The sequence below is a fragment of the Bradyrhizobium sp. 23AC genome, assembly GCF_054863025.1.
The window spans coordinates 32,826-45,570 of the sequence record NZ_JAVAYN010000011.1; the positions used below are offsets into that span (position 1 = coordinate 32,826).

The window sequence follows — 12,745 nt, forward strand, 5'->3', positions numbered from 1 at the left end:
GGCCTCAACAGATCCGGGGCAGTTGCTCGCCCGACAACCAGTCGACGATCCGGCCACCGCCAAAGCTCGTCGTCATCTGCACGAAGTGATGATCATCCGGCACCGCTTCACCGATATCGGCGGCATCGCGACTGAGCGGATGCGCTCTCATGGCGGCCAGCACGGCTCCGGCGACATCAGGCGACACGATCGCGACCAGCTTCCCCTCATTGGCGACGTAGAGCGGATCGAGCCCGAGCAGCTCGCAGGCAGCCGCCACCCCCTGCTTGACCGGGATCGCCTCTTCCTGGAGGCTGAAGCCTAGTTCGGACTGCTGGGCAATTTCGTTCAATGTCGCCGCGAGGCCGCCGCGCGTGGGATCTCGCATCAGACGGATGCCGCAGCCGCCCGCCGCCACCATCCTGGCGACCAGATCATGCAGGGCGGCCGAATCCGAGACGATCTCCGTTTCAAAGGCGAGGTTCTGGCGCTTTGACATGATTGCGACGCCGTGATCGCCAAGCGTGCCCGAGATCAGCACCCGGTCTCCGACCCTGGCATTCTCAGCGGAGAGATCGAGTCCCTCAGGCACCAGGCCAACGCCCGCGGTCGAAATGAACAGGCCGTCGGCCTTCCCGCGCTCGACCACCTTGGTGTCGCCGGTGATGATATGGACGCCGGCGGATTTCGCCGCCTCGCCCATGGAGTCCGCGATCATCTTGAGGTCTGAAAACCGAAAGCCTTCCTCGATAATGAAACTCGCAGACAGATAAAGCGGTCGGGCACCGGCCATGGCGATGTCGTTGACGGTGCCGTGCACCGCGAGCGAGCCGATATTGCCTCCGGGAAAGAACAGCGGCGAAACCACATAGCCATCAGTCGTCATCACCATGCGCCCGGCGCCGACATCGAAGGCGGATTGATCGTTGCCGCGCGCCAGCCATTCGTTGCCGAAGGCCTCGTGGAACAGGCCCGAGATCAACTGCGACATCGCACGGCCGCCGGAACCGTGGGACAGGTCGACGCAGCCGTGCTTGATGTCGAGCTTGCGCTGATGGGCTCTCATGAGGCCCGCTTCTGCTGACGATCGCGGAAGCGACCGTAGGTCCAATGCGCGGCACATGCGCCTTCCGAGGAGACCATGCAGGATCCCACCGGGGTCTCGGGCGTGCACACCGTTCCGAACAGCCTGCAGTCGACCGGTTTCTTGACACCGCGCAGGATCGCGCCGCATTCGCAGGCCGGATTGTCGGGGACGCGTAGCTCGTTCATGGCGAAGCGTATCTCCGCATCAAATCTGGCGTAGGTTTGCTTCAGCTTCAATCCGCTATAGGGCACGAGCCCGAGGCCTCGCCATTCGAACTGGTCCCGCAGCTCGAAAATATTCGAGACCTCCTCCTTGGCGCGCGGATTCCCATCGCGCGTTACGGCACGGCTATATTGATTCTCCACCTCGTTCCGGTGCTCGTTCACCTGACGCACCAGCATCAGAATCGCCTGCATCATGTCAAGCGGCTCGAAGCCCGAGATCACCACCGGCTTGCCAAATTCCTCTGCAAAGACCTCGTAGGTCTCGGTGCCAATGATGATGCTGACATGGGCGGGCCCCACGAAGCCGTCGATCTCGACGCGGCGGATGTCGGGACTCTCCAAAATGTTCTGCATCGCTGGCGGCGTCCGCACGTGGTTGCAGAACACGCTGAAGTTTTCGAGCTGCCTCTTCTCGGCACGTCGGATCATGATCGCGGTCGGCGGCGTCGAGGTCTCGAAGCCGATCGCGAAGAACACGACTTCCCGCTCCGGATTCTCTTCCGCGATCCGGATCGCATCGACCGTGGAATAGACCATACGGACGTCGGCGCCACGTGCCTTTGCCTTCAACAGCGAGGCACCTTGCGAGCCCCGCACCCGCATCAGATCGCCATAGACGCAAAGGATCACCTCCGGCCGATCGGCCAGCCGGATCGCCATGTCGATACGTCCCGCCGGCAGCACGCAGACGGGACAGCCGGGGCCGTGGATCATCCGCACGTTCTTGGGCAGTATGTCCTCCAGGCCATAGCGCGAAATCGCATGCGTATGTCCGCCGCAGAACTCCATGAAGCGGTAGGACCTCTGCGGATCGGCCTCAGACCGGATCGCCCTGGCCAACCCCAGCGCGATTGCCTTGTCGCGAAATTCGTCCGCGTATTTCACTGCATTGCTCCCTGCTCTCCGGTGCTGAGCTCACGCATGAGCTCCAGTGTCCGCCTCGCCTCATCCGGATCGATCTTGGTCAGGGCATAGCCGACATGGATGATGACGTAGTCGCCGACGGCAAGATCTTCGATCAGCGCCACCGAAACCTCCTTGCTGACGCCGTCGATCGAGGCGACGGCTATGTCGTCGGGAAGGAGCTTTGTCACCTCTGCAGGTATGGCGAGACACATCAGGCGTTTCCTTCCAGCCTTTGTTGTTCGAGCATTTGAAGAGCGGCAACCCAGGCTTGGCCGAGGCTCAAGCCGCCGTCATTCGGCGGCACCTGGCGCGCGAGCTTCGGATTGAGGCCGACAGCGACGCAGCCGCGCTGCACCTCCTCGCTCAGGATCGCGTTGAGGAAGCAGCCGCCGCTCAAAACGACGGTGGTGAGGCCGGTCTCTCGTGCCGCGCAGGCGATCCAGTCGACGCAGGCCGCCGCAAACGTGCCATGAAACAGCTCCGTGCCTACGGTCGGATCGGGGGCATCAGCCACAAGCCGTTCAAACAGCGGATACAGCGACAACACACCTTGTTCAATTGTCCAGGCATTCTCAGCGACGCGTGTACGGTGAACACGCGCCTCCAGCTTCATCGCGGCTTCGCCTTCATAGCTCTGCCGCGTGGAGAGTCCTAGCAATCCTGCGGCTGCATCGAACATCCGGCCGGCGCTGGTCGTCGTTGGCACGTCGGGCTGGTCGAGCAGGGCCAAAACACCCGCCGCCAACGGCTGCGCCGCAAAGCGACGCGGAATCTCCGCGCCACGCCCGAGCGCCTGAAGCACGCCGGCAGCCATCCGCCAAGGCTCGCGCGCGGCGCGATCGCCGCCTGGCATCCTGAGCGGCACTAGATGTCCGATCCGCCGGAAGCGCGCGCCCTCACACCGCAAGAGCTCGCCGCCCCAACTCCCGCCGTCGCTACCATGACCAAAGCCGTCAAGAACCAGTGCCAGCACGGGCCCGTCGATACCGTGCTCCGCCATCACGGACGCCGCATGTGCATGATGGTGCTGAACGGCAATCAGCCTGTGACCGCTCGCCTCGGCAAAGCGGGTGGAGGCCATGTTGGGGTGAAGATCATGCGCCACGACGGCCGGCTCGACATCCAGCGTCGAGATCAGGTGCTCGATCGTCTCCTCGAAGAAGCGAATGCCGTCCACGGTATCGAGATCGCCGATGTGCTGGGAGACGAAGGCTTCATCACCGCGCGTAATCGAGACAGATGCCTTCAGCGCGCCGCCCACTGCGAGCACCGGCGGCACGGCGCGCGCTAACCGAATCGGCTCGGGAACATAGCCGCGGGCCCTCCGGATGAATTGCGCGCGGCCGGCAACGACCGATACCACGGAATCGTCAGCACGCGAGACGATATCGCGATCATGGGTGACGATCAGGTCTGCGATGCCGGCGAGCCGCCGCTCCGCCTCGTCATTCTCGATGACTAGCGGCTCGCCGCCCGGATTGGCGCTCGTCGCCACGATCACCCAAGGAGAGCCGTCCGCACGCGGGTGTGCCGAGTTCAGCAGATGGAACACCAGATGATGCAGCGGCGCGACCGGTAGCATGACGCCGATCCGCGACAGGTCCGGTGCGATTTCCGGCGCAAGTTGCCGACGCGATGTCAGTAATACGACCGGGCGCGCCGTTGACTCCAACAATGCCAGCTCTGTTGCATCCGCGCTTGCGATCTTCGCGACAGCGTCGACTGCGGCAACCATGACCGCAAACGGCTTCCGCTCCCGCTGCTTCCGCTGCCGCAGACGCCGCACCGCCTCGTCGTCTCGGGCATCGCACAAGAGCTGATATCCACCGAGTCCCTTGAGCGCGACGATTTTTCCGCCTGCGATCTCAGCAGCGACCTCATCGATGCCGTGGCTCAAGCGCGGGCCACACAATGGACAGGCGATCGCCTCGGCATGAAAGCGGCGGCTTGCGGGATCGGCATATTCTGCGGCGCAAGCCTTACACATCGCGAAATGCTTCATCGCGGTGGAGCGACGGTCATATGGCAGCCGCTCGGCAATGGTATAGCGCGGACCGCAATGGGTGCAGTTGACGAAGGGGTAAAGATGGAAGCGGCTGCTCGGATTGAACAGCTCGCTCAGGCACTGGGCACAAGTCGCGGCGTCGGCGACGATCCGCGTCGACACCTTGCCCTGCTCGCTGGCGCGAATACAGAACTCGTCGCTTTCAACCGCGCGGATTTGCTGCACGGAGATCCCGTCGATCCGTGCCAGCGGCGGTTTCTCCAGCGGCAGCGCAGCGACGAAATCGGCAGCGCGCGCACCTTCAACCTCGATCACAACGCCGTGCGGGTCATTGGCCACGAAGCCGCCGAGGCGATAGCGTATGGCAAGGCCATAGACATAGGGGCGAAAGCCAACGCCCTGCACGGCGCCGCGCACGTGCAGGCGCAGCCTCCGACTATCGCGCGCTGCGGCTCCGCCGCTCATCATCATGCCGATACGGCACTCAGGGATGCCGCCCTCGCCTTCTCGGCGCGCTTCCGGATCCAGGCATAAAATGCCGTAAATCCCTCTCCGGTCCGCGCCGATACTGTTAGCACGTCGATCTTTGGGTTGACCCGCCGCGCATATTCGATCGTCCTGGCGAGATCGAAGTCGAGCACGGGCGCGAGATCGATCTTGTTGATCAGCATCAACGAGGACGCTGCGAACATGTTGGGATATTTGAGCGGCTTGTCCTCGCCTTCGGTAGTCGAGAACACCACGATCTTGCAGGCCTCGCCGAGATCAAACGCTGCCGGACAGACGAGATTGCCGACATTCTCGACGAAAAGGATGCCGCCGTTGAGCCAGGGCAACCGGTCATAGGCCTCGCCGATCATGGCCGCATCGAGGTGGCAGCCCTTGCCGGTGTTGACCTGGACCGCCGGTACGCCTGTCGCGCGGATCCGCTCGGCGTCGTTCGAGGTCTGCTGATCGCCCTCGATCACGCCGATCGGGCAATTGTCTTTCAGTTCGGACACAGCGCGGGCCAACAGCGTGGTCTTTCCGGCGCCGGGGCTCGAGACCAGGTTGAAGGCGAGCACGTCATCCGCGCGGAACCGCGCGCGGTTGTCGGCCGCAAGGCGGTCGTTCTTGTCGAGGATGTCACGCTCGACCTGGATGATGCGGTCGCTGCTCATGCCGGCGATCGTCTGCCCGGCCCGGTCGGCGCCGCAGTCGAGCAGGCCGGGATCGCCGCGCGTTCGATCGTGGTGATGATGAAGGTGATGATCATGGTCGTGATGACGGTGCCCATCGTGACCATGATCGTGACGGTGATCATGAGGATGCGTGTGATCATGCCCATGGGGGTGATCGCGCCCGCTCTCAATGGAAGCTTTGCCGTCACCGCAGCCGCATATCGTACACATCAGCCGACCTCCAATGCCTTGACCCGCATCTCTTCTCCACTGATCACCTGCAATTGATAGCTGCCGCAGGCAGGGCATGGCTCATGGCGCCGCTTGATTGCGACGCTTGTCGAGCAGGCCATGCACCAGGCGGTCCCAGGCGTCTCGACGATGTCCAGGGTCGCACCTTGTGCAATGGTGCGTGCTGCGACCGCTTCGAAGCAGAATATCATCGCCTCCGGCGCAACATGGCTCAACGCGCCGATCTCGAGGCACACTGCCTTCACCTTGGAGAACGCCCGCCCGCGGGCCTCCTCCTCGACGATCTCGACGATGCCTTGGCAAAGCGCCATCTCATGCATGGCCAACCTCGTGGAAGCTGAGGTTAAATCCGACGCAGGGATCGAAGGAGCCGACGAGCGCACGGACGGCATCCTGCCCCTGTCGACCGGCGGCTGGCGCCGAACCCTGCAGGCTGCGGACCAGCGGTCCACGCGCATGGAAGTTCCATTCGGTCGGAGCGAGGGATTCGAAGCGCACGGTGCGGTCCTCGTCATCGCTCTCGACGACGTGATAGAGCCGGCCGCGCGCGCATTCGACGGCCGCCGCACCTCTGCCGGCGCCAAGCCGGTAGCTCTCGATGACGCCGTCCTCGAGCGCCGCGTCGCCCGTCTCGAGCCAGGAGCAGAGGCGCGTCACTTCCGCAATCCGCGCCTTCAGCCGCTCGGCAGGTCCGGCGCTCGGAGGCAGGACCGGCTGGCGCCGGACCCGGCGTGCCCACACACCGGTCTCGGGAATTCGACCGTGGAGATCGGGGGCATCGGAGAAGCTCGCGCCATCCGCAAGCAGCCGCATGATGACATCGAGATCATCGGCGACGGAAAGAAACGAGTGTTCGACGACCGGCTGCAGCAGCGCATGCCCATCGAAGCTCGAAAAATGCGCTGCCAGCGCGCTGCCTGGCGTCAGCGCCTCTCCTTCGCCCGCGATTCCGAGTGCAGCGAGCACCGCCTTGATACGCCATACCGCCTCGCAACGCGCCGACACCTGCCCGCCTTCGCCGAGGAGGTCACCAAGGACGGCGGTCGCCTGCATCATGGCGCGGACCGCGGCGGCGCTCGCGCCGTCCAGGGTGAGCTGGCCGACGAACAGACCACGGAACAGTTCCGCCAGCCGCTCGGCGACGACAGCGGTGACGCGGCGATGCATGGTCTCCGGAGGACAATCCTCGCCGCGCGCGGCTTCCACCGCTCCCAGAAACGCCACCTGATGTGCAACCGAGCACAGCGAGAACAGCCGCGGCAGCACGGAGAGCAACGACGAGACGGGCTTGCCCGCAAACAGACGCGTCAACGGCAGCCGGCTCCGGGGCAGGATTGCGACGTCGGCGATCGTATCCTTGGCGAGCCACACCGTGATGTCGATCTCGTTGCGGAAGCCGGGGTTCATTCGTGCTGCTCCGTCAGAACAGCCCGCATGAAGCTACGCCGATCGATCGCGCTTGTAGCGGTTTCGCGGCGTCGGGTCACCTCCTTGCCGTCGGCCGGCAACATGAGTTCGTTGATGACCGCTTCCGCCGTTGCCCGCGCAGAGGCCACGTCGGCGAACCCGAACATGGGCGAGAACAGCGAACAGCTCGCGATACGGCCCACATGGTTGAGGTCGCTGAGGATGAACTCAATATCGCCGGCCGGAAAGCGAGAGCGCAATGTCGAAGCTGAGGCCGCCGGCGCCAATTCGCCGGCCGGCATCACCACGTTCATGAACCAGGGCGTGACCATGATACCGATGATCGTGCCGTTGGATACGCGAAAGCCGACTGCCTCGACGTCGAGGCCGTCGTTGTAGATCGGCAGCTCGCGCATCGCGCGCTCGCCGATGTCCCGGTAGACGTGAGCCAGCCGCTGCCCCCAAGCTGCCGCGTCGGCGTCAGTGGCAGGCGCTTGCGCATGAGGTTTCATGACGCGATGGCCATGAATTTGGACTTCGGCGCGTCACAGTTCGGGCAGCGCCAATCGTCAGGAAGGACCGCGAAGGGCGTGCCGGATGCGATCTGCGCGACATCGTCGCCATCGGCGGGATCGTACACCGTCCAGCAGATGCCGCATTCCAGCCGCGTGCCTTCGGTGACATCCTGGCGAACGCCAAAATTTTCGAATACGCTCATTTGAAATAGGCCTCGATGATTTCCTGGAGGCGCTCAGCGGAGTCTTCGAAGTCCTCGTCAGCCGCGATTGCCACGGTCGGCACACCGCCAACCTCCAGCGTGTCAAGGATGATGGCATCCATGGCGTTGAAGAACTGCACCGACCAGACGTTGCGGATACCCGTCGAGAGCACCCGGCAAGTGCCGTAGCCGCGTGAAACGAGCTGGATCGGCCCATTCCTGATGGTGTCATGGAGGAAGCTCATGTCGACGGGGCTCATCGGCAGCAGCGTGAAATTGATGATTTGCGAGCGAATGCTCGGCCGCCAGGCCAGCGCGCGCTCGCGGATTTCCGCGAGCACCGGCAGCGCGTTCATCGCGCCTTCCGGTGCCTGCCCGATCTTGAAATCCGCAGCCGTAAGATCAGCAGCGGCGCGCTTGACGATTTCCGGGATTGCGCCGACTTCGAGGTATTCATGACTGGCGTCGATCTCGAGCCGCACGTGCCAGATTCCGGCCAGCGCCGATTCCTGGATCTGCGCCAGCGATCCGTCCGGCAGCGCGACGAAGCCGGCAACCTCACCTTGGCCGAGTATGTCCGCAATCAGGTTGCGCTCGAGATCGTCGAGATTGGCGAGCCGGAACAATCGTGTCGGCACGTCGGTCTTTTGGCTTGCGATGGCCGCTACCACTTTCGACAGCAGATCGATTGCGTTCGGACAGCGCTTGGCCAGCTCCGCGCTGTCCAGCGTGGCAAGCTTCGCCAAGGCGCCCACGGCCGTCAGGCTGCCGCTCGATGCATGCAGGCTTCCCTCGCCAATCGGAAACACGTTGATCGGCTGCTCGGCGCCTCCAGGCGCGGTCCACAAACCCGCTTTCATAGTTTGACATCCTGTGAGCGATGCTGGGGAATGATGACTGTCACGACAACACGCTCGCGTCGCGCGGACGGTCGATCAGCTTGGCGATGCGGTCGACATAGACCGACCAATCCTGAATCTTGGCGATCAATCCGAGCGTTTCGCCCTTGGCGATAAAGATCAGCGTCGGCTGCACCCGCACGCCGAAGCGCTGGCCGAGCTCGCTCTCGGCGTGACGCGCGATCACGGCACCCCGCAGCCGGCCCTGAAAAGCGTCAATCAGTTCCGGCAACACGACCGCGACGTCGATCGCCTCCATAAAACGCGCGGGATCGCCCGCCGACAACAGCACGGCCACCGCACCAGCCTCATTGGCCGCGTCAAGAAACCGATCGACACTCGCGGCATCGACCTCGGGCAGGCCGCGGCGCGTCAGATCATGCTTTCCCTGCTGGAATTCCATCAGCCCCCTGGCAAGCCTGTTTCTCTGACGCGAGAAGTTAGCAAGGCATATGTCACGATCAGTTATCGCCTTTCCAGACCGATCTCATTGAGATGGATCATGCATTTTCGCGTCCGCGAAGAGGGATGGTTTCGAATGAAACTTGTCTTTCATCCGCGGCGGACCAACCCGAGCCGCCCGCGATGCGGGTGACATCGAGGATCGGATTTGGAAGGTCGGCCGCTGGGTCGAACCGGAGATGCTCGGGCAGTTGCGGTTCTCGCTCGATGAGGTCGGCGAAGAAACGGTCGCAATCCTCGCCACCGAGCACCGCGGTCAGCCCCTCGATCGCCTCAGCGATCAGTCGCGCCTCTGCCTCATCGAGCAGACGGATCGCGGTGTCGATATGGACGAGCACCTTGCTGCCGACCGGCAGGTCGGGGAGCAAAAGTATCGAGACACGCCGCCGCTCGCCGCGAAACTCGCATAGCGCCGAAACGCCGTCAGTCTCAACAATCGTCATCGGCAGGCCAAGGCACATCCCGCGTCTCCGGTCGCGCACGCCGGTCAGACCGGCCGCATCCTCATCTCGTAGTGCTGATGGTCGATATCGTTGGCGAGCAGCCGTTCGGACTCCGGCAGCGGCTTGCTGCGCGGACTCGCCGTCGCCCCCCACTCAGCCAGGATTGCGCAGACCAGCTCGATCGCCGGCCCGATCTGATCACTCACCGGCTTGGTCAGAGGGCCGCCCCAGTCTTCGAGATCGTGCGGTTGGCAGCCGATCAACGCGAGATACTTCGGGCAGCGCCCGAGCAGATCCGCCGCGCTGATGACTTCCTGAAATCCGGTCTGATGCAAGCTCATCTTCTTCGCGCCCGTGAAACGTGGAACTTCCTCGTCGCGCACCAGCTTCAACTCTCCCGGCACGAGCCCATAGTCGATCGCGTCGAACACGATCAGACGATCGGCCTCTTCCAGATAGCTGACGAGGTAGAGGCCCTGCGTCCCGCCGTCGAGAATGGTGACATTGTCCGATACGACGTAGCGGCGGTGGAATTCCTGCACCGCCCGTACGCCGAACCCCTCATCGGCCCACAGGATATTGCCGATGCCGAGCACCAGAATGCGGTCTGTTGAAGATATCGGCATAGGCCTCGTTTCCGGCTTCAGTCGCGGAATTGCCGTTCGCCGGAGACCATCGAGGAGATGATGCCCTGACGCGACATGATGTCTTCGCGGACCGCGGCATAGACGTGCACTATGACGAACGTCACGAGCGCCCACATGCCGAGATGATGCCAAGTGTGCACATCCTGACTGTTCGGCCAGATCGCGAACACCCAGCCGAACAGCTTGTGCTGCCAGCTATCGATTCCGGTGCCTTCCGAATAGAGCGCAAAGCCGGTGATGATCATGTAGGCCACGAACAGCGTGAAGCCCGTGAACATCCCGGTCCGCGCCAAGGGATTGTGGCCGACATACATTTTCGGCTTGTGTTCCAGGAACGCGTACCAGCGGATTTCATCCAGCATTTCTCCCCAGAACTGCTTGCGATGAACCGGCAGATAGAAGATCTGCCGGGAATGATGGTTGCCGACGAAAGCCCAGAAGACGCGGGTGAGGAAGAACACGGCCAGCACCTGACCAGCCGCGAAGTGGGCGAAGCGGATATAGTCCATGTCGAAGTTCGCCGACGCCTCGCCCTCCACCGATGGCAACGGCATTCCGATCAGGTAGCCGGTCATCATCAGCGCGACGATAGAGAATGCATTGACCCAGTGGCAGATTCGCACCGGTGCTTCGTAGACATAGACCGTGGGACGTCCGATCGCATGTCCACCGACCGCGTCCGCTGCGATCGCGGCGATATCCGGCTCGGATTTCGCGCGACATTCAGCCGCATTCATCATGGTGCTTCACCCCTGGTTTATCTGACCTTGACGGTCGCCAGTTCCTGGCCATCCGGACTCATGACGTGCGTCGAGCACGCCAGGCACGGATCGAAGGAATGAATGGTGCGAAGGATCTCCAGCGGCTGCCCGGGATTCACCATCGGAGTATCCATCAAGGAGGCCTCGAATGCGCCGATATTTCCCTTCGGATCGCGCGGCGAGCCATTCCAGGTGGTCGGCACCACGCACTGGTAATTGTCGATCTTGGTTTCCTTGATCTTGATCCAGTGCGCGAGCGCGCCGCGCGGCGCCTCGGTAAAGCCAAAGCCCTTGGCCTCCTTTGGCCAGCTCTCCGGCTTCCACTTGTCGACGTTGGCGGTCGAGCTATCACCCGCCTTGATATTGGCGACGAGCTTATCCTGGAAATAGCGCATCTGGCGGCCGGCCCAGACCGATTCCAGCGCGCGCACCGCGGTGCGGCCGAGCGTCGAGAACAGCGCCGACAGCGGCAGGTCGAGGTCCTTCAGGAATTTGTCGACCGGATCCTTGAACTCGGCCTTGTTCTGCGCGTAACCGACGACCCAGCGCGCGAGCGGACCGACCTCCATGGCGTGGCCTCGCCAACGCGGCGCCTTGATCCAGGAATATTTGCCGCCCTCATCGAGCTGCTCGATCGCCGTCTTGGTGCCCTTCGCATTGGGCCCGAGCACGTAGTTCGGCTCGGTGACGCCATCCCAAGGATGCAGGCCCTTGGTCTCGTCGGGATATTTGTACCAGGAGTGAACGACGAATTCCTGGATCTCGTCGGGGTTGCCATGGTCGACTGGAAACACCTCCGAGAGATTGCCGTTGATGATGGACCCTCGCGGCAGCTTCAGGTTCCTGGAGGAGTAGTCGTTGGCGTGTTCCGGCACGTCGCCATAGGTGAGCACGCTCTTGCCCGAAAGACCACCGCCATAGAGCCAATCCTTGTAGAACGACCCGATCGCCGCCACGTCAGGCAAGTAAACCTGCTCGTTGAATTCCGTTAGACGATCGATGATCGACGAGATCAGGTTCAGCCGCTCCATGTTGATGGCTCCGACCGCCCCGGTACCGTCGACATTGATCGGACAGGGAACCCCGCCGACGAGCCAGTTCGGATGAGGATTCTTGCCGCCGAATATGGCGTGGATCTTTACGATCTCCTTCTGGAAATCGAGCGCTTCCAGATAATGCGCCAGTGCCATCAGATTGGCTTCGGGCGGCAATTTGTAGGCCTTGCTGCCCCAGTAGCCGTTCTTGAAAGGACCCAACTGCCCCGACTCGACGAACTTCTTGAGGCGGGTCTGGAGGTCCTTGAAGTAGCCAGGCGATGACAACGGCCAGTTCGAGATCGACTGCGCGAGCGTGGAAGTCGCCCGCGGGTCGGCCGAGAGCGCCGAGACCACGTCGACCCAATCCAGCGCATGCAGGTGATAGAAGTGAACGACATGATCGTGCACCTGCAGCGCGAGCTGCATCAGGTTGCGGATCGAGTTGGCATTCTCCGGAATGGTGATTCCGAGCGCATTCTCGACCGCGCGCACCGACGTCAGGGCGTGCGTGCCGGTGCACACACCGCAGATCCGTTCGGTGAACGCCCAGGCATCGCGCGGATCGCGATCCTTCAGGATGACTTCGATGCCGCGCCACATCGTGCCTGTGGATACGGCGTTCCGGATGATGTTATTTGCGTCGACGTTGACCTCAATGCGCATGTGACCTTCGATGCGAGTGACCGGATCGATGACAATGCGCTTGCCGGAATTGTCGAGTTTGAATCCGTTCGGTGTCCGGATGCCCATCGTTACAT

Annotated in this window: 13 protein-coding genes and 2 pseudogenes; all 15 read right to left on the reverse strand. The window is 62.9% G+C overall.

What is annotated here, in order from left to right:
- Positions 1–4 precede the first annotated feature (4 nt).
- The 15 genes and pseudogenes from hypE to RAD10_RS24290 all read right to left on the reverse strand — a co-directional run bounded on the left by hypE (position 5) and on the right by RAD10_RS24290 (position 12,737).
- Entirely contained in the window at positions 5–1,045 is a 1,041-nt protein-coding gene (gene hypE, locus RAD10_RS24220) for a hydrogenase expression/formation protein HypE (RefSeq protein ID WP_270163011.1), read from the reverse strand.
- Positions 1,042–2,175 (reverse strand): hydrogenase formation protein HypD, encoded by a 1,134-nt coding sequence (hypD, locus tag RAD10_RS24225; RefSeq protein WP_270163014.1) that lies wholly within the window; start codon positions 2,173–2,175, stop codon positions 1,042–1,044. The genes hypE and hypD overlap by 4 nt, the downstream gene beginning before the upstream one ends.
- Complete coding sequence (locus tag RAD10_RS24230; protein WP_270163016.1) at positions 2,172–2,408, reverse strand: HypC/HybG/HupF family hydrogenase formation chaperone; 237 nt, start codon at positions 2,406–2,408, stop codon at positions 2,172–2,174. Before RAD10_RS24230 ends, hypD begins: the two co-directional genes overlap by 4 nt.
- The gene (gene hypF / locus RAD10_RS24235; protein WP_270163017.1) at positions 2,408–4,672 is read right to left on the reverse strand and encodes a carbamoyltransferase HypF; all 2,265 of its coding nucleotides are present in this window, start codon (positions 4,670–4,672) and stop codon (positions 2,408–2,410) included. The genes RAD10_RS24230 and hypF overlap by 1 nt, the downstream gene beginning before the upstream one ends.
- Positions 4,669–5,592 (reverse strand): hydrogenase nickel incorporation protein HypB, encoded by a 924-nt coding sequence (gene hypB, locus RAD10_RS24240; protein ID WP_270163019.1) that lies wholly within the window; start codon positions 5,590–5,592, stop codon positions 4,669–4,671. Before hypB ends, hypF begins: the two co-directional genes overlap by 4 nt.
- Positions 5,592–5,933: a hydrogenase maturation nickel metallochaperone HypA gene (gene hypA / locus RAD10_RS24245; RefSeq protein ID WP_270163020.1), complete on the reverse strand. Its 342-nt coding sequence runs from the start codon at positions 5,931–5,933 to the stop codon at positions 5,592–5,594. The genes hypB and hypA overlap by 1 nt, the downstream gene beginning before the upstream one ends.
- Positions 5,926–7,020, reverse strand: a complete 1,095-nt coding sequence (locus tag RAD10_RS24250; protein WP_270163021.1) for a hypothetical protein — start codon at positions 7,018–7,020, stop codon at positions 5,926–5,928. The genes hypA and RAD10_RS24250 overlap by 8 nt, the downstream gene beginning before the upstream one ends.
- The gene (gene hybE, locus RAD10_RS24255; RefSeq protein WP_375849339.1) at positions 7,017–7,532 is read right to left on the reverse strand and encodes a [NiFe]-hydrogenase assembly chaperone HybE; all 516 of its coding nucleotides are present in this window, start codon (positions 7,530–7,532) and stop codon (positions 7,017–7,019) included. Before hybE ends, RAD10_RS24250 begins: the two co-directional genes overlap by 4 nt.
- Positions 7,529–7,738 carry a rubredoxin gene (locus RAD10_RS24260; RefSeq protein WP_027544465.1) on the reverse strand — a complete coding sequence of 70 codons (210 nt, stop codon included), beginning with the start codon at positions 7,736–7,738 and terminating at the stop codon, positions 7,529–7,531. The genes hybE and RAD10_RS24260 overlap by 4 nt, the downstream gene beginning before the upstream one ends.
- Positions 7,735–8,598, reverse strand: coding sequence for a hydrogenase expression/formation protein (locus tag RAD10_RS24265; protein ID WP_270163024.1), 864 nt, complete (start codon positions 8,596–8,598; stop codon positions 7,735–7,737). The genes RAD10_RS24260 and RAD10_RS24265 overlap by 4 nt, the downstream gene beginning before the upstream one ends.
- Positions 8,595–9,040 (reverse strand): annotated as a pseudogene (locus RAD10_RS24270) (thioredoxin domain-containing protein). Before RAD10_RS24270 ends, RAD10_RS24265 begins: the two are co-directional and overlap by 4 nt.
- Before the next feature lie 232 nt (positions 9,041–9,272).
- A pseudogene (locus RAD10_RS24275) lies at positions 9,273–9,560 on the reverse strand (HypC/HybG/HupF family hydrogenase formation chaperone); the annotation flags it as partial.
- 26 nt (positions 9,561–9,586) lie between these two features.
- Complete coding sequence (locus tag RAD10_RS24280; RefSeq protein ID WP_461619514.1) at positions 9,587–10,168, reverse strand: HyaD/HybD family hydrogenase maturation endopeptidase; 582 nt, start codon at positions 10,166–10,168, stop codon at positions 9,587–9,589.
- A 17-nt stretch (positions 10,169–10,185) separates the two neighbouring features.
- Positions 10,186–10,926 (reverse strand): Ni/Fe-hydrogenase, b-type cytochrome subunit, encoded by a 741-nt coding sequence (gene cybH / locus RAD10_RS24285; protein WP_375849359.1) that lies wholly within the window; start codon positions 10,924–10,926, stop codon positions 10,186–10,188.
- Positions 10,927–10,946: 20 nt separating this feature from the next.
- Entirely contained in the window at positions 10,947–12,737 is a 1,791-nt protein-coding gene (locus tag RAD10_RS24290) for a nickel-dependent hydrogenase large subunit (protein ID WP_270163028.1), read from the reverse strand.
- Between the last annotated feature and the right edge of the window lie 8 nt (positions 12,738–12,745).